The sequence below is a fragment of the Domibacillus sp. PGB-M46 genome (assembly GCF_022668875.1).
GTDB lineage: Bacteria > Bacillota > Bacilli > Bacillales > Domibacillaceae > Domibacillus.
Genome location: NZ_JAKGCR010000030.1, coordinates 1 through 16253, shown reverse-complemented (window position 1 = coordinate 16253; position 16253 = coordinate 1). Strand labels below are relative to the sequence as shown.

Genomic DNA, 16253 nt, shown 5'->3' with positions numbered 1-16253 from the left:
AACCGGCACGAGGCCGGTTTATGCTCTTACAAGTGCAATTACTTCGATTTCTACTTTCACGTCTTTCGGAAGACGAGCAACTTCTACGCATGAACGGGCTGGTTTATGCGCCGAGAAATATTCGCCATATACTTCATTGAATGGAACGAACTCGTTCATATCCGATAAGAAAACAGTCGCTTTCACAACCGTTTCAAGAGAAGCGCCTGCTTCTTCCAGAACAGCTTTTAAATTGGCAAACACTTGATGTGTCTGTTCTTCAATTGTTCCTTCCACAAGTGTTCCTTCAGCTGTTAAAGGGATTTGGCCGGAGCTGTAAAATAAGTTGTTAACCACAACGCCCTGTACGTACGGACCGATAGCAGCCGGTGCTTTTTTTGTGTTTACAATATTCATTCTGATTCCCCCTGTAAAAATTCAGTATTTTTTTCAAAATAGTTGCCTTCTACTATAGAGATCGCTGCGCTTTTTTCATCTACATCCTTCAGCTTCACAAGTGAAATATAATCCTCAATCAAGCAATCCGGATATTCTGCTTCCACTAAAACGGCAATACCTGCGACAGAAGCGTTAAACTCAGCCAGCAGGCTGATCATCCCATTGATGGTGCCGCCGCCTTTCATAAAGTCGTCGACCAAAAGCACTTTTGATCCTTCTTTTAAACTGCGCTTAGAAAGCACCATCGCCTGAATACGTTTTGTAGAGCCAGAGACATAATTGATGCTGACCGTCGGCCCTTCCGTTACTTTACTGTCACGGCGCACGACAACAACCGGCACATTTAAATGGGCCGCAATGGCATGTGCGATCGGGATCCCTTTTGTAGCGACCGTCATGACCGCATCAATTTTTTTGTCTGCATAAGCGGAAGCAAGAAGCTTGCCGATCTTATTCATCACCGCAGGATTTCCAAGCAGATCCATAATATATAGATAGCCGCCTGGCAGAAGGCGGTCCGGATTTTCAATCTTCCGGCACAAATCGGTAATAAATTCCTTTGCGCTTTCCTTATCAACACGGGCATAGAATTTTACACCGCCTGCTGCTCCCGGAACCGTTTGCAGTGTACCGATACCGCGCTTTTCAAACGTTTCTTTAATAATGGCCAAGTCTTCACTGATCGAAGACTTGGCAGAACCAAACCGATTGGCAAAAAGAGTCAGTGACACAAGCTGGTGCGGATGTTCGAGCAAATAATGTGTCATATCAATAATACGTTCACTTCGACGAAACTTCATCGTTCTATTTAAACCTCCTGGGGAGTAAAACCGAATATTTTAATTACAATATATCTTAATATACGGTTTTAATCAACCAGGTCGGTATCCCCAAGCATACGCACTGCGTATACCTGATCACAAAATCCACGCAGGCAGTTATACACGCGATGCATGCGGGAATCATGACGGATCAAGCCAAACACCGTCGGACCACTGCCGCTCATCAGTACAGCGTCCGCTCCGAAACGAATCATCTGCTCTTTAATCAGAGCGACTTCGGGATGAGCATGAAGGGTGACAGATTCCAGAACGTTACCCATATTCCGGCACATTTTCTCATAATTACTTTCTTTGATGGCTTCGATCATCGCCCGTGTGTCCGGCCGCTTCATGCGGTCCAATTTTAAATTCTTATACACTTCACCGGTTGAAACGCCAATCGTCGGCTTGGCTAAAACAACCCAGCAGTTGGGCGGAGCCGGCAGATGTTCAATTTTTTCACCGCGCCCTGTCGCAAGCGCTGTGCCTCCATAGACGCAAAATGAAACATCCGAACCGATCTCTGCTCCAATCTCCGCAAGCTCATCAAGTGACAGGCCAAGGCCCCACAGCTGGTTCAATCCCTTGAGTGCCGCTGCCGCATCACTGCTTCCGCCTGCCAGCCCTGCGGCAACCGGAATGATTTTGTCGATTTGAATAGATACACCTTTTTTAATGCCATATCGATCCTTTAACAGCCTTGCTGCCTGATAAGCGAGATTTCGGCTGTCATCCGGCACAAACCGATTGTGGGAAATGATTCGGATTTCATTTTTATTTAAGCTTTCCAGCTCAAGCCGGTCTGCTAAATCAACTGTCGTCATAATCATTTCTACTTCGTGGTAACCGTCCGGCCGTTTATGCAGCACATCGAGCGTTAAATTAATTTTCGCCGGCGCTTTAATCATTAATTTCATTTCAATCCACCTACTTTGCGTTATACACAATAAATTATTGTCTTATTTTATCACAAAAGAAAAAGAGCAGGCTCAAAAGATTCGAATTGAATCTTTTGAGCCTGCTCTCCGATGTGCTGTTTTACGAGAAGCACGTCATTTATACTGCGCTGCCTGCCGCTGTATCTTCAAATGTTAGTTCCACTGTCTCAGTGAGTATATCCGCGTAACTGTAAGAAACGCGTTCAAATGAATTCTCGTCCTGATCAAGTTCTACAACAAAAACAGCAGGATACGTCTCCGTTAAAATACCAGAACGCTCAACGGTCTTCCGACGTCCACCATTTGCTTTCAGCAATAATCTTTTACCCAAATGACAATCAAGCGTTTTTTTAATGTCAGCTAATGTTTTCGGCATCTGCATCCACCTCACTATGTTTAGTGTAGCACAAACTTTCGTTTTAGTCAAATAAACAAAATATTTTATCAGCGTGTCCATCTAATGTCAATATTTTTTATTCGGCAAATAACGATTTTTTTCGCTAACGCTAGTATTTCCCAACCTCTAAAAAAAAACCGCTCTTTTTGAAAGAGCGGTTTTTTATTGGCGTATTCCTTTGTCTGCTAATACCTTAGCCAATGCAGCAAATTCAGCCAGTGACAGCGTTTCACCGCGTCTCGATGGCTCAATGCCTGCTTCCTCAAGTGCTTCGGTAATCGCTTCTTTTTTCTCTTTCCCTCCCGGAAGACCGTTGACCAGGTTGTTTAAAATCGTTTTCCGGCGCTGGGCAAACGATGTCCGCGTGACAAGGAAAAAGAAGTCTTCGTCTTCTACAGAGACGGCCGGCTTACTGCGCACATCAAGTTTAATAATGGCAGAATCCACATTTGGAGGCGGCATAAACACCGTTTTTGGGACAATAAACGCAATGGAGGCTTCTGTGTAATATTGGACAGCAATCGAAAGCGATCCATATTCTTTTGAAGACGGCCGGGCCGAAATACGGTCGCCTACTTCTTTTTGCAGCATCACCACAAATCCGTTTACCGGTATTTTATCTTCAAGCAGCTTCATAATAATCGGTGTTGTCACGTAATAAGGAAGGTTCGCGACAACCATTAAGCGGTCAAATCCGGCAAACTCCCGCTCTACTACTCCTTTTACATCCGCTTTTAACACATCTTCATTAATAACGGTGACATTATCGTACGGTGCTAACGTTTCATCCAAAATAGGCAGCAGGCGCTGGTCAATTTCAAATGCGACCACTTTTCCAGCAGAACGGGCTAAATGCTCTGTGAGGGCCCCAATTCCCGGTCCAATTTCAATTACACCGGTTTCTTTTGTCAGCTCGGCTGTTTCGGTGATTCGCTGTAATATGTTTGGGTCAATCAAGAAATTTTGACCGAGGCTTTTCTTAAATGAAAAACCATGACGGGCCAGAATGTCCTTTGTCCGCGAGGGTGTTGCAATATCCTTCATGATTGTTCCTCCTCCAGCACTTCCGCCAATGCTTTGGCGAAATGCTCGCCTGTGATCTGAAACATCATCAGCCGCTTGTGCAGCTGTTTTCCGTTTACGTAACCAATTTTAAGTTTTTGTCCAATAGCTTCACGGCGTGATTTTGCCGTTGGACCGCCAATAAGTCCGGCTGTAACCAGGTCCTCTCTCGTTATTTCTTCCACTGCTTCTTCATCTGTATACTGCGCATGGCGAAGCGCTCTGCGAATTGATTCAACCGACGCATGCTCAATCCCTACACCGCGCCCGTGCTTTTCAATGGCTTCATTTTTGGGCAGAAAAGCGTGACGGCAGCCCGGTACCTTTTCATCGATTAAACTGCGAATGCGCTGTCCGGGATAATCCGGGTCTGTTAAAATAATAACACCACGCGTTTCCTGGGCATGCCGAATTTGCTCGATCACACTGTCATCCACAGCCGATCCGCGCGTTTCAATCGTATCGGCATCTACCGCCAGTTTAATTTTAACGGTATCGTCTTTTCCTTCCACTACAATAATTTCTTTTATTTTCATTTTTCCTCCATGATGACGAAAAGCTGTCAATCCATTTTTTACTTCAGCCCTTTTATCACCTTATATCCTGTCGGTCAAAACGCGTTATCCCATTCTTCCATTTAGTCCATGCTGCCCGGACATGTAAAAAAGCGGAGGCTGTGTGAGCCCCCTGCTTATTTAAGTTGAAACAATGTATTGGCGTTTTGAGTGGTTGCAGCTGCTACTTCCTCGTACGTAATTCCCTTTAGCGCAGCGATCTCCTGGGCTACGAGCTTGACGTAAGCAGGTTCATTTCGTTTTCCGCGGTAAGGGTGCGGCGCTAAGTACGGGCAGTCCGTTTCAATAAGCAGCTTCTCAAGCGGTACGGCTTCGGCTACTTCTTTCGGTTTTTTGGCATTTTTAAACGTAACCGGACCGCCAAGAGAAATATAAAAATTCATTTTAACACATTCAAGGGCCGTCTCCGCACTCCCGCTGAAACAATGCATAATGCCGCCCACTTCTTCCGCGCCTTCTTCTTTTAAGATATCAACAATGTCCTGCGTTGCTTCCCGGTTATGAATGACAATCGGCAGTTTCACTCGTTTTGCCAGAGCGATCTGGCGGCGAAACACATCCTTCTGTACGTCTTTCGGTGACTTATCCCAATGATAATCGAGACCCATTTCTCCTATCGCGACAACTTTTGGATGAGCTGCCAGCTCTTCAATCCAAGCCAGGTCTTCACCGGTCATATCGATCGCATCAACCGGATGCCAGCCCACTGCAGCATAAAGAAAATCATACTTTTCAATAAGCTTCATAGCCCGCTCGATCGTCAGCCTGTCAAACCCGACAACAACCATACGATGAACACCCGCTTCCTGCGCGCGCCCGATTACTTCTTCTATGTCTTCTTGAAACTGATCTGCATTTAAATGAACGTGTGTATCAAACAGCATGTTATCACCCGTCTTTTGTTTCACGTGAAACAATTATTTGATTTTTGCACCATTTGGCAAGTTTTCCGGCACCTCGGCCAGGGTTAAAATGCCATCTTTTGATCCGGCCAAAATCATTCCCTGTGACAGTTCTCCGCGCAGTTTTACCGGCTTTAAGTTAGCGACAACGACAACCTTTCGGCCAACAAGCTCCTCCGGTTTATAGTACTGGGCGATTCCGGAAACAACCTGGCGTTTTTCAAAACCGAGATCCAGCTGCAATTTTAACAGCTTATCTGCTTTTTTAACAGGAGAAGCCTCAATGACTGTTGCAGCCCGAAGATCCACTTTCATAAAATCATCGATGCTGATCTCATCACCAACAGCAGCATAGTCTTCCGCCGCTGGTTTTTCTTCCTCAACCGGAGCAGGGTCCTGCATTTTTTCTTTGATAAAGTTCACTTCTTCTTCTATATCAAGGCGAGGGAAAATCGGCTCTCCTTTTTTCACTACTTTAACGCCGGCTTGAATGGCTCCAAATGTTTGAAGACTTTCCCACTCTTGAAGGCTTTTATCGGCTAATCCCAGCTGTTCGAAAATCTTTTCCGGTGTTCCGGTTAAAAATGGCGTTAACAGGACAGCAGCACGGCGCAGTGATTCCGCTAAGTGATACATTACTGTACCGAGTTCACCTTTTTTCTCTTCTTTCGCCAGAACCCACGGCTGTGTTTCATCAATATATTTGTTTGTCCGGCTGATAAGCTGCCAGAGGGATGTCAGCGCGACGGAGAACTCCATGTTTTCCATCGCTTCTTCATACTCGCGGATCGTTTTTTCGTTTGCAGCCATAAGCGCTTTTTCAAACTCACCTTCTGAGCCGCTGTATGCCGGGATCTCTCCGCCAAAGTATTTGTTGATCATCGCTACAGTCCGGTTCAGCAGATTGCCTAGGTCATTGGCAAGGTCGTAATTGATCCGCTCAACAAACCCTTCCGGTGTAAATACGCCATCAGAGCCAAATGGCACTTCGCGCAGTAAATAGTAACGAAGCGCATCCAGGCCATAACGGTCGATAAGCGTAACAGGATCCACAACATTGCCTTTTGATTTAGACATTTTGCCGTCCTTCATCAGCAGCCAGCCATGAGCAAAGACTTTCTTTGGCAGCGGCAGGTCAAGCGCCATCAGCATAATTGGCCAATAAATAGTATGGAAGCGGACAATTTCTTTTCCGACTAAATGAACATCAGCCGGCCAGTACTGTTTGTATTTCGTATCGTTTTCTGTTCCGTAGCCAAGTGCGGTAATATAATTTGAAAGGGCGTCAATCCATACATATACAACATGCTTCGGATTACCCGGTACTTTTACGCCCCAGTCAAACGTTGTCCGGGATACTGCCAAATCTTCAAGACCTGGTTTGATGAAGTTATTGATCATTTCATTTTTGCGTGATTCCGGCTGAATAAACGTCGGGTTTTCCTCGTAATATTTCAACAAACGGTCCGCATATTTACTCATCCGGAAAAAGTAAGACTCTTCCCGTACTTTTTCGACCGGGTGGCCGCTGTCCGGGCTTTTCCCGCCGATGACTTCTCCCTGATCATTCAGTTCTTTGTCAACAAGCTGTGTTTCTGTATAAAAAGTTTCATCTGGAACAGAATACCAGCCTTCATATTCACCAAGGTAAATGTCTCCCTGATCAAGCAGGCGCTGAAAGATCTTTTCGACTACTTTTTTGTGGCGCTCTTCTGTCGTACGGATAAAATCATCGTTTGAAATATGCATCGTTTTCCAAAGCTTTTGAATGCCGGCTACAATTTCATCGACATATTCCTGCGGTGTAACGCCTTTTTCATCTGCTTTTTCCTGGATTTTTTGACCGTGTTCGTCTGTTCCCGTTAAATACATAACATCGAATCCACGCAGACGCTTGTAGCGCGCCATGGCATCTCCTGCTACTGTTGTATACGCATGCCCGATATGCAAATTACCGCTCGGGTAGTAAATAGGTGTTGTTAAATAAAACGTTTTTTTATGTTCACTCACTCGAAAATCCTCCTTAAAAAGCGTCTACTTATATGGCGTAAGCTTTTTTAGTCACTTCTTTTATTGTCCCCCATATAAGAATAAATGTAAATATGAACCCCTTTTTTTCTATTGATTTATTTGTCGAATGTTCTTCCTTATTCGACACCCTTCGACAAATTCGAAAAATATTTTTCCAGCTCTTTTACAGAGTATCCTTTAAAACGTTGATATACTAACGTTTTCTCTTCTTACAGTTAATTGAAAAATTACATTTTATTGTTGACGTCTATGGGAACTCTTGGTACAATTACGTCAAGCATTAATTTTTTGTCGAATATTGACGAATTAAATTTATATGAAGTTATTTAAAATAAATGTATCCATTTGGGAGGAGTTTTAACATGAAATCAACAGGAATTGTACGTAAAGTTGACGAACTCGGCCGAGTTGTTATTCCGATTGAATTGCGCCGCACATTGGGCATCGCTGAAAAAGATGCACTTGAAATTTACGTGGATGACGATAAAATCATCCTTAAAAAATATAAGCCAAGCATGACTTGCCAGGTAACAGGCGAAGTATCTGATGACAACATCAAGCTTGCTGACGGCAAATTGATCCTTAGCCATGAAGGCGCTGAAATTCTTATGAAAGAAATTCAGGAAGCATTCAAAAGCGGCAAGTAATCCGCTGTTATCGCAAAACAAACACCCGGACTTCACATTAGATAAAAAATCTAATGAAAAAGTCCGGGTGTTTGTTGTATCCGGGTATTTTTATAAGCCGTTCCCCCACGCATATGACCGGCAGAAACACGGGATCCCTTATGCCGCGCCATGGTGTATCTTCAAAAACGTATGATTCTTACCTCTTCCGCACAATAAATGTATCTCCAAGAAGTTCCCAGTTTTGGGGAAATGGATAACCAAGCACCCAATAACTGAGTCCTCTAAGGTTATACGCGTTGACCAGGTCGAATTTTGCTTTTGCACTGCGTGCGTCTTCAAACCAAACCTCATGAGACCGTCCACTATTGTCTACGTAACGGTAATAAGGTGACTGACTCACCTGATCATATTTTATCTCTGCTCCATATCGAATCGCACGCCTGATGGCTTCCTGCATATCGAATGTTTCCGCTTCCTGTCCTTCCCTGTGAGGCAAAAGCCAATCCCGGGCGTAGATCTGAAAACCGAGCAGGATTTTATTTCCTGGAATAACCGTTACCGCATAATCGAGAACACGCTTCATTTGGTTAATAGGTGAAATAGCCTGCGGAGGCCCTTTGCGATATCCCCACTCATATGTCATCAACACAACAAAATCAAGAATGCGCCCGTGTGCCGGGTAATCCTGCGCTTCAACTAACAATCCCCTCTGTTCACCGCTCGTTTTTGGAGCGAGAGAAGAAGAAACAAAATAACCTTCAGCATGCAGCCGTTCTACCGCTCTTTCAAGAAATCGGTTATAAAACTGGCGATCCTCCGGTGCTACGTTTTCAAAGTCGATATTCACACCGCTGTATTCCTTTTCCCTCATCACCTCTATTACATTCGTTAACAGTGTTTCAACTAAAGTTGGGCTTGAGAGGATCGTGTGGGCAAGTTCAGTCCCTGCTTCTGTACTTGAAAAGTTTGTAATAGCCATCATGGGAACAACGCCATTTGAGCGGGCAGCTTCTATAGCAGGAGTATCATCAATTGGTTCGAGACCGCCGTCTTCCTGCATCCTATACGCAAACGGACTGATATACGTTAAATCGCAAGCGACTTCACGTACTTCTCTGGCTCCTGTCTGCCCAAATGCATATGTAAAAGCATTTACATCAATAACGGGCTTTGTTGGGGCTGGAATTCTTAAAACCTGGCCGATATAAAGACGTGATGGTGCTGTTAACCGATTGACCTGAACGATTGATTGAACGGTTGTTCCATAGCGGCTGGCGATAACAGAAAGACTCTCCCCGGCCATCACGGTGTGATAAATCACTGGAACCGTAAGTATTTGTCCTGGATAAATAGCAGAAGGATTGTTGAGTCGGTTTAGCTGCAGTATTTCTTGAACCGTTACGCCGTACGTACTCCCAATGTTTCCAAGCGTATCTCCAGGCTGAACAAGGTATTGAAAATAAGGTTCGGGAATCACCAGTGCCTGGCCAATCACCAGCCGATCCGGCTGTTCAAGATCATTAGCCCGAACGATAAGGGCAGGATCTATTCGATATTGCCGGGCAATACGCCAGAGTAAATCTCCACTTCTCACTACATGGACTCTCATCTTTACAGCCCCGCCTTCCAACACAATGTCCATTCATCTTATTACCTAAAGCCTCCCAATATGATTTAGGGACTGGACCGAACGCATTGTATAGGGTGTTAAACAAAATAAAAAACTGGCGCCTATTGCATTTGGCAGCCAGCCTACGTTTTGAATGAATAAAGAGATTTTATGTATGATAAGCAGTGTATACATCCCGCTTCGGCAGGCCACGCTCTTTTGCCACCTGCTTTACCGCTTCTTTTGGCGTCATTTTCTGCTCTGTTACATACTGTTCAACATGCGCTTCAATGGACAACTCACTCCACCATGCTGTTTTTTCCAAAGAGTCTGATGCCTCTGGATTCCCTTCTATAATGAGACAAAACTCACCCATTATTTTGGACTCCTCGGCCCACACACGTGCTTCACTGATCGTCCCGCGCAAAAATTCTTCAAACCTTTTCGTCAGCTCCCGGCATAAAACGATCTGCCGTTCCGCTCCTAAAAACTCTTCCATCAGCGTCAGCGTTTCTTTTAAACGGTGAGGGGATTCATATAAGATAAATGTTTCGCGACAAGAGGACAGTTTCTCAAGCTCTTTCTTTTTTTCTTTTTTCCCCCGATTTAAAAAACCATAAAAATAAAAAGGCTGCGGCGCAATACCTGATGCAATCAGTGCCGTTACGGCAGCATTTGCTCCTGGGAGCGGCACCACATTCACCTCATTTTGGAGGGCCAGCAGCACAAGCTCATGTCCTGGATCTGAAATACAAGGTGTACCGGCATCACTCACAAGCGCAACGGTTTCACCGGATTGCACGCGTTCAATAAGCTTGCGGCCGGCTGCTTCACTGCTGTGTTCATGGTAGCTGACAACAGGTGTCGCGATCTCGAAATAATTGCACAGCTTTTTCGTATTGCGGGTATCTTCTGCTGCAATAACATCGGCTTCCTTCAAGATACGCAGGGCCCGTATTGTCATGTCTTCTAAATTGCCAATGGGAACCGGAACAAGGTAAAGAAGCCCTTCTTCACGGTCAAAACTTTTCTGTGATTTCATCCTTTGCACCTCTTTTCCGCAAATAATTCATTTTTTGGGGACGCGATAGCTGCTTAAACGCATATTCTGCCCGCATCGCTTCTTGTTTTGTTTCAAACGATTCACTGTAAATAAGGGTAACAGGCCGGCGGGCTCGCGTATACTTTGCACCTTTTCCTGAATTATGAACGCTTATCCGCTTGTTTAGATCAGTTGTATATCCTGCATACAGAGAATCATCCTTGCATTTAACGACGTAAAAATGGTGGCTCGTCTCCATATAGAAGAGTCCTCACTTCATCTGTATATTCGCCTTTATCATCATACACAAAAAGCGGCGGCAAAATCTTTAAGTCCGGTGCTCCATCTTTTATCCCTTCCACAAGAACGGTATTGGCTTCTTTGTTTCCTGCTTTTGGGTACACAAAGCGAATCCGCTTCGGCTCAAGCCGGTATGTTCTCATCAGCGTGACAATGTCAAGCAGACGGCCGGGCCGGTGAACAAAAGCGGCTTTTCCTCCCTGCTTTAAAAGCTGGGAAGCTGATACGATACAATCTTCGAGTGTGCACATAATTTCATGACGGGCAATGGCAAAATGCTCATTTGCATTCATTTCATTTTGAGACGGCGTTAAAAAATAAGGCGGGTTACACGTCACCAGCGTGTACTTTTCTTTTCCGAGCTGCTGTGGTGATTGCTTTAAATCACCGTGCACCATCCCGATTTGCTCATCCAAGCCATTATACGCTACGCTGCGGACCGCCATATCGTACAGGCGCTCCTGTATTTCCACCCCGATGATCGGCACCTTTGTTCTTGCTGACATTAAAAGCGGCACAACACCATTGCCGGAACAAAGATCTATAATAGCGCCGCGTGTTTTAGGTACGGAAGCAAACCGTGCCAGCAGGACGGCATCCAGCGAAAACGAAAAAACAGACGGGCTTTGGATAATCCGCAGCTCTTCCGCCAGCAGATAATCAAGCCGCTCATCTTGTTTTAATTCAACCATACTTGTTTCTCCTTTTGCACAAAAGAACCTTCCTTTGAAAAGGAAGGCTTCGATCACATTATTTTTTATTTAAAAAAGACAAGCAAAATAGACAGTCTTCATCTTTACGCGGGCTCCCGAAATGCACACTGCAAATATGAAAGCCTTCTTGGTACAAGCGGGCCAGATTATCATATCCTTCACCGATATCCGCTCCGCGTGCTTGCACGCTGACAGGTCCTGACACTTTTTGCTCCTGATGGTCTAATTCTTCAAGACGGCGGCGCAAGTGATCATTTTCAATCAGTAATGAATTGTTTTCTTCCAGTATTTCCGCAAGCTGTACCTTTACTTCGCCAAGCTGCTGATATAATTCACCAATTTGCAGCTCCATATGGCTGACAGAATCAAAAATACCTTTTTTATCTAACTTTTCCACCGTCTCAATCACCTGCTTTCACAGAAACGGCTCCCTCTCTTCCGATCTCATCAGATGAGAATTCAAGCGTCCGTTCCAGTTCCGGAAGATGCACCTGTACGAGCCGTTCTAAAATATTTAAGCCCGTCACACGCCCGTTCCCGCTTGGCGTTGTTACTTTTTGGCCCACATCCGGCAATTCACGGCGCGCATCCTCATACTCATCGTTTTCGTACTTTAAGCAGCACATTAATCGGCCGCATAAACCGGAAATTTTAGCTGGATTCAGGGAGAGGTTTTGATCTTTTGCCATCTTGATTGAGACCGGCTCAAAATCCCCAAGGAATGTTGAACAACAAAGCATCCGTCCACATGGCCCGATGCCGCCGAGCATTTTTGCTTCATCCCGAACGCCAATTTGGCGCAGCTCAATGCGCGTCCGGAAAATCGAAGCCAAATCTTTTACGAGCTCTCGGAAATCCACCCGCCCGTCCGCTGTGAAATAGAAAATCACTTTATTGCGGTCAAAGGTGTATTCTACATCAACAAGCTTCATATCTAGATTATGCTCGGCAATTTTACTCGTACAAGTTTCAAATGCCTGTATAGCTGCTTCACTGTTTTCCTGTACAGCCAAACGATCTTTCTGATCCGCCGCCCGGATCACTTTTTTCAATGGCAGAACGACATCATCTTCATCGATTTCTTTTGGCCCGACAACAACATGTCCATATTCAACCCCGCGTACCGTTTCCACAATAACGTGGTCTTCCTTTTGGATCCCGAGGTCACCTGGATCAAAATAATATATTTTACCCGCTTGTTTAAAGCGTACACCTACTACATTACACAAAGGCGTGTCCCCCCTGTAACTTTAACAAAAGCTGCTCCATTAGCAGCTGCTGGTTCATATTGCGGCTGAGCTTTCGTTTTGCCTCTAGAATGAATGCCATCCGGTCTGCCAGCGCTTCTGCTGACAAATGCAGGGCATCCTGCTGAAAAGAAGCAAGACGGTCGGGAAATGCAAGACCTTTTTCTTCCCCGGTCATAATGGAAAGCAAATCCCTGTGAATTAGAACAAAAAGATCAAGGGCAAGACTGACCTGCTGTTTCTCTTTAAAATGAGAGTGAAATTCTTCTGAAAGCGAAACAATAGCCGAGAGCCTGCCGCCTTTCAGACCTTCGTATAATTTTAACACTACTAGTCGTGCCTGTGCAAACCACTCATCGTGTGCAAGCCGGAGCGCTTCATCCAAATGATTGGTTAATTTGGAGACAATGGAAGCCATCGGCACATTAATTTCTTCTTGGATCAAGCGCTGCTTAAGCTCGCTTGAATCAACCGGACGAAATGTCAGCTGCTGGCAACGCGACAAAATGGTCGGCAGCACAAGACTGCTTTGCTCTGTTAATAAAAAGGCGGCGGTGCGGGCAGAAGGCTCTTCTAAAAACTTGAGCAGGCTGTTCGCCGCACTTGCCGTCATTTTGTCTGCCTGATTGATAATATATACTTTCCAGCCGGATTCAACCGCAGTTTTTTTGAATTCCTGCTGTAAAAATTGAATTTGCTCTTTTTTAATCGATAAGCCATCCGGCTCAATCATGTGAAGGTCGGGATGATTCCCATTTTGGATGCGGCGGCAGTTAATACATGCCCCGCACGGCCGATACCCATCCAGTGGTTCCCGGCAAAACAAACTTTTTGCAAACAGCAGGGCTGTTTCTTTTTTTCCGGTTCCCGGATCGCCTTCAAACAAATAAGCATGCGCTACACGGTCACGAAGTAAACTGTTTTCAATCATCCTCATGACGATCGGCTGGCGCCCTTCTGCTTCCTTCCACGGGTTAGACACGAACTTCACACCCTTTAAAATTGATGAAACTGTTCAACCGGCAGAACAAAAACGGTCGCACCGCCCACTGGCACCTCTACCGGATACGGCACATACGCATCCACATTGCCGCCCATCGGCGATACGGGAGGAGCAACCTGTTCACGAGACTGGCAATTTTTTCTGATGAGCTCTAGTGCTTCCTGCACACGGTCATCTTCTACGCCGATCATGAATGTTGTATTGCCTGCTCTTAAAAAGCCACCAGTTGAAGCAAGCTTCGTTGCGCGGAATTGATGTTTAATCAGCGCCTGTGATAATTTATTGCTATCCTGGTCCTGTACGACTGCGGTAATCAATTTCATATTTTTTTCCCCCTTACAGGATTTCTTCTATTATACCAAATCTTTTAGCCAAGCACTTTTTCAATTTCGGAAAGTGCAGCTCGGTACACGAGCTCCTGCTCCTGCCCGGCATCGATCACCACGATGCGCTCCCGGTTGGCCTCGGCCAATTTCAAATATCCTTCCCGTACTTTCTGGTGAAAAGAAAGGTCCTCCAGATCAAGCCGGTTGACTTCCCGTCCCTCATGGCGATGAATACGGGCAAGCCCGACTTCAGGCTGCACATCAAATAATAACGTCAAGGCAGGCATCATGCCATCAATCGCAAAAGCATTGATAGAGGCCACTTCCTCCATACCAAGCCCTCTTGCATAGCCTTGGTACGCAAGTGAGCTGTCGACAAACCGGTCACAAAGGACAATAAAGCCTTTTTGAAGGGCCGGCATGACTTTTTCGGCCAGATGCTGGCGGCGGGCTGCTGCATAAAGAAGTGCTTCCGTGCGCGCATCCATCTTTGTGTTGTGTTTATTTAAAATAACCGAGCGTATCTGCTCCGCAATGGCTATGCCGCCCGGTTCTCTCGTTTGAACAATCGGGTACCCCTTTTTTCCAAGCTCTTCAACAATCCGCTGTAGCACGGTCGTTTTCCCTGCTCCTTCTGGTCCTTCTATTGTAATAAATAATCCCGGCACGTTAGTTCTCCTTCCGAAACACCATAAGCTTCTGTTCGTTCAATCTTTCTCCCCCATGAAAGCGGGCGCCTTGACTGACCAGCCACTCAATCTGCTCTACATGAGCCTTTAAAATCCGTTCCCCCTCCATTACAAGCGGTATACCAGGCGGGTACGGAATAATCATTTCAGCTGCCACTTCGCCGGCTGCGTCTTTCAAGGAAACAGCTTCTTTTTGGAAGCAACTATGCTCATTATAAGGCAAGTCGAGAGTGGATACATGAGCAGACGGAAATTTTTCTGAAAATGAAGGAGATGTTTTTCCTGCTTTAAACGATAAGCTGCCCAATTTTTGCATGGCTTGTGCTTCAAAGAGATTCTCTCCTGCTTTTAAAAGAGGAAAAACGAGCAGTATCTGATAAGGATCGGCGAGTTCAATATAAATGCCTGCTTCTTCAAATAAAGCCTGTAACTCATATCCTGTCAGCCCTTCAGCCCTTACAAGCAGTTTGTACGGATCATCTGTAGATATACAAGCGAACCCCTCTAATTGGAGAAACTGAATCACTCTGTTTTTTACAGCCATAGAGTAAGTATGATCTATCCTCGTATAGGAAGCCGCATAAAAACGGGCATAATCCAGGGAAGCCATAATTGGATAAGATGGACTGCTTGACTGCAAAGCCTGCAGATAGAATTGAAGGCGCGTGCGGTCGATTTGGGAAGAATTAATATGAAGGTAAGCACCCATCGTCATAGCAGGCAGCATTTTATGCGCAGACTGTACAACGATATCTCCACCCAGCTGCAGGGCGCTCATGGGCACTTCCCCTTTCACAGCCCCAAAGTGGGCTCCATGCGCTTCATCCACAAGCACCAAGGAAGCGTGAGACCTGGCAATAGCCGCCAATTCCTGAAAAGAACCGGTTACTCCATAATACGTCGGATACGTAAAAATGACCGCTTTACTTTCAGGATATGTTTTGTATGCCTCCATTAATGTTTCCTTTGATATTTGGGCTGCTGTCTGTGTATGTTCATCAAAACCAGGTGTTAAAAAAACGGGGAAGACTTGAGCCATTTTTAAGGCGTTTAACACAGACTTATGGCAATTGCGCTGAACAAACACAATATCACCTTTGGAAAGGGTGCCAAGAATCATGGCAAGGTTGCCGACTGTACTTCCATTCACAAGAAACTTGCTTTCCACCGTATGATGTAAGTCCGAAAGCAGGTCTTCTGCTTCTTTAATACATTCTTCTGGAGCATGAAGGTCATCCAAGCCCGTTAATTCGGTTACATCCAGTGAAAGCTCCATCCAAGGAGCAAGCAATCCATTTTTATGACCGGGTACGTGAAAAGAAAGAGGCTTTTTCTGCTGATGCCTTTTTAAAGCTTCAAGCAGAGGCATATGGGAATGATTCATTTACGAATTCTCCTTTATCGAATAAACAATATAAAAAAAGAGATGACACGAGGTCATCTCTTTTTCACTATTGCCAGGCGGCGTCCTGCTCTCGCAGGGGGAAACCCCCAACTACCATCGGCGCTGAAGAGCTTAACGGCCGTGTTC

18 protein-coding genes, 1 rRNA gene and 1 pseudogene are annotated in these 16253 nt (G+C 45.3%); 1 reads left to right on the top strand and 19 read right to left on the bottom strand.

Annotated elements, in window-relative coordinates:
* Nucleotides 1-18: 18 nt before the first annotated feature.
* The 8 genes and pseudogenes from L2D08_RS21195 to metG form a co-directional block, all read right to left on the bottom strand.
* On the bottom strand, nt 19-396 hold the full coding sequence (locus L2D08_RS21195; protein WP_242237007.1) for a RidA family protein: 378 nt from the start codon (nt 394-396) through the stop codon (nt 19-21).
* A complete protein-coding gene (gene purR / locus L2D08_RS21190) occupies nt 393-1238 on the bottom strand; it encodes a pur operon repressor (protein ID WP_242237004.1) in 846 nt (281 codons plus the stop codon). Before purR ends, L2D08_RS21195 begins: the two co-directional genes overlap by 4 nt.
* A 68-nt stretch (nt 1239-1306) precedes the next feature.
* Nucleotides 1307-2176: a 4-(cytidine 5'-diphospho)-2-C-methyl-D-erythritol kinase gene (ispE, locus tag L2D08_RS21185; RefSeq protein ID WP_242237002.1), complete on the bottom strand. Its 870-nt coding sequence runs from the start codon at nt 2174-2176 to the stop codon at nt 1307-1309.
* 139 nt (nt 2177-2315) lie between these two features.
* A complete protein-coding gene (veg, locus tag L2D08_RS21180) occupies nt 2316-2573 on the bottom strand; it encodes a biofilm formation stimulator Veg (RefSeq protein ID WP_242237000.1) in 258 nt (85 codons plus the stop codon).
* 183 nt (nt 2574-2756) lie between these two features.
* Nucleotides 2757-3641: a 16S rRNA (adenine(1518)-N(6)/adenine(1519)-N(6))-dimethyltransferase RsmA gene (gene rsmA / locus L2D08_RS21175; RefSeq protein ID WP_309241452.1), complete on the bottom strand. Its 885-nt coding sequence runs from the start codon at nt 3639-3641 to the stop codon at nt 2757-2759.
* Nucleotides 3635-4192: a ribonuclease M5 gene (gene rnmV, locus L2D08_RS21170; protein WP_242236996.1), complete on the bottom strand. Its 558-nt coding sequence runs from the start codon at nt 4190-4192 to the stop codon at nt 3635-3637. The genes rsmA and rnmV overlap by 7 nt, the downstream gene beginning before the upstream one ends.
* 155 nt (nt 4193-4347) lie before the next feature.
* Complete coding sequence (locus L2D08_RS21165; protein ID WP_242236993.1) at nt 4348-5115, bottom strand: TatD family hydrolase; 768 nt, start codon at nt 5113-5115, stop codon at nt 4348-4350.
* 33 nt (nt 5116-5148) lie between these two features.
* A pseudogene (gene metG, locus L2D08_RS21160) lies at nt 5149-7152 on the bottom strand (methionine--tRNA ligase); the annotation flags it as partial.
* A gap of 374 nt (nt 7153-7526) precedes the next feature.
* Here metG and L2D08_RS21155 point away from each other — a divergent pair.
* Nucleotides 7527-7811, top strand: coding sequence for a transition state genes transcriptional regulator AbrB (locus L2D08_RS21155; RefSeq protein ID WP_242236988.1), 285 nt, complete (start codon nt 7527-7529; stop codon nt 7809-7811).
* A 178-nt stretch (nt 7812-7989) separates the two neighbouring features.
* On the opposite strand, the gene L2D08_RS21150 is transcribed toward L2D08_RS21155, so the two are convergent.
* From L2D08_RS21150 to rrf, 11 genes are all read right to left on the bottom strand, one after another.
* Entirely contained in the window at nt 7990-9402 is a 1413-nt protein-coding gene (locus L2D08_RS21150; RefSeq protein ID WP_242237071.1) for a glycoside hydrolase family 18 protein, read from the bottom strand.
* 169 nt (nt 9403-9571) lie between these two features.
* Nucleotides 9572-10444 carry a 16S rRNA (cytidine(1402)-2'-O)-methyltransferase gene (gene rsmI, locus L2D08_RS21145; protein ID WP_242236985.1) on the bottom strand — a complete coding sequence of 291 codons (873 nt, stop codon included), beginning with the start codon at nt 10442-10444 and terminating at the stop codon, nt 9572-9574.
* Nucleotides 10422-10703 (bottom strand): GIY-YIG nuclease family protein, encoded by a 282-nt coding sequence (locus L2D08_RS21140; RefSeq protein WP_242236983.1) that lies wholly within the window; start codon nt 10701-10703, stop codon nt 10422-10424. Before L2D08_RS21140 ends, rsmI begins: the two co-directional genes overlap by 23 nt.
* Complete coding sequence (locus L2D08_RS21135) at nt 10672-11436, bottom strand: tRNA1(Val) (adenine(37)-N6)-methyltransferase (protein WP_242236981.1); 765 nt, start codon at nt 11434-11436, stop codon at nt 10672-10674. The genes L2D08_RS21140 and L2D08_RS21135 overlap by 32 nt, the downstream gene beginning before the upstream one ends.
* 58 nt (nt 11437-11494) lie before the next feature.
* Entirely contained in the window at nt 11495-11809 is a 315-nt protein-coding gene (gene yabA, locus L2D08_RS21130) for a DNA replication initiation control protein YabA (protein ID WP_242237068.1), read from the bottom strand.
* Between the two features lie 49 nt (nt 11810-11858).
* Nucleotides 11859-12686, bottom strand: a complete 828-nt coding sequence (locus L2D08_RS21125; protein ID WP_242236979.1) for a PSP1 domain-containing protein — start codon at nt 12684-12686, stop codon at nt 11859-11861.
* Nucleotides 12679-13686 (bottom strand): DNA polymerase III subunit delta', encoded by a 1008-nt coding sequence (gene holB, locus L2D08_RS21120; protein WP_242236977.1) that lies wholly within the window; start codon nt 13684-13686, stop codon nt 12679-12681. Before holB ends, L2D08_RS21125 begins: the two co-directional genes overlap by 8 nt.
* A 14-nt stretch (nt 13687-13700) precedes the next feature.
* On the bottom strand, nt 13701-14030 hold the full coding sequence (locus L2D08_RS21115) for a cyclic-di-AMP receptor (RefSeq protein ID WP_242236976.1): 330 nt from the start codon (nt 14028-14030) through the stop codon (nt 13701-13703).
* A 44-nt stretch (nt 14031-14074) separates the two neighbouring features.
* Complete coding sequence (gene tmk, locus L2D08_RS21110) at nt 14075-14701, bottom strand: dTMP kinase (RefSeq protein ID WP_242236975.1); 627 nt, start codon at nt 14699-14701, stop codon at nt 14075-14077.
* Between the two features lies 1 nt (nt 14702).
* Nucleotides 14703-16106: an aminotransferase class I/II-fold pyridoxal phosphate-dependent enzyme gene (locus L2D08_RS21105; protein WP_242236972.1), complete on the bottom strand. Its 1404-nt coding sequence runs from the start codon at nt 16104-16106 to the stop codon at nt 14703-14705.
* Nucleotides 16107-16178: 72 nt separating this feature from the next.
* Nucleotides 16179-16253 (bottom strand): 5S ribosomal RNA (rrf, locus tag L2D08_RS24715); the annotation flags it as partial.

Excerpts from the sequence above, each read along its gene's own strand:
- L2D08_RS21195 (WP_242237007.1), bottom strand. The coding sequence starts at position 396 with ATGAATATTGTAAACACAAAAAAAGCACCGGCTGCTATCGGTCCGTAC.
- purR (WP_242237004.1), bottom strand. The coding sequence starts at position 1,238 with ATGAAGTTTCGTCGAAGTGAACGTATTATTGATATGACACATTATTTG.
- ispE (WP_242237002.1), bottom strand. The coding sequence starts at position 2,176 with ATGAAATTAATGATTAAAGCGCCGGCGAAAATTAATTTAACGCTCGAT.
- veg (WP_242237000.1), bottom strand. The coding sequence starts at position 2,573 with ATGCCGAAAACATTAGCTGACATTAAAAAAACGCTTGATTGTCATTTG.
- rnmV (WP_242236996.1), bottom strand. The coding sequence starts at position 4,192 with ATGAAAATAAAAGAAATTATTGTAGTGGAAGGAAAAGACGATACCGTT.
- L2D08_RS21165 (WP_242236993.1), bottom strand. The coding sequence starts at position 5,115 with ATGCTGTTTGATACACACGTTCATTTAAATGCAGATCAGTTTCAAGAA.
- L2D08_RS21155 (WP_242236988.1), top strand. The coding sequence starts at position 7,527 with ATGAAATCAACAGGAATTGTACGTAAAGTTGACGAACTCGGCCGAGTT.
- L2D08_RS21150 (WP_242237071.1), bottom strand. The coding sequence starts at position 9,402 with ATGAGAGTCCATGTAGTGAGAAGTGGAGATTTACTCTGGCGTATTGCC.
- rsmI (WP_242236985.1), bottom strand. The coding sequence starts at position 10,444 with ATGAAATCACAGAAAAGTTTTGACCGTGAAGAAGGGCTTCTTTACCTT.
- L2D08_RS21140 (WP_242236983.1), bottom strand. The coding sequence starts at position 10,703 with ATGGAGACGAGCCACCATTTTTACGTCGTTAAATGCAAGGATGATTCT.
- L2D08_RS21135 (WP_242236981.1), bottom strand. The coding sequence starts at position 11,436 with ATGGTTGAATTAAAACAAGATGAGCGGCTTGATTATCTGCTGGCGGAA.
- yabA (WP_242237068.1), bottom strand. The coding sequence starts at position 11,809 with ATGGAGCTGCAAATTGGTGAATTATATCAGCAGCTTGGCGAAGTAAAG.
- L2D08_RS21115 (WP_242236976.1), bottom strand. The coding sequence starts at position 14,030 with ATGAAATTGATTACCGCAGTCGTACAGGACCAGGATAGCAATAAATTA.
- L2D08_RS21105 (WP_242236972.1), bottom strand. The coding sequence starts at position 16,106 with ATGAATCATTCCCATATGCCTCTGCTTGAAGCTTTAAAAAGGCATCAG.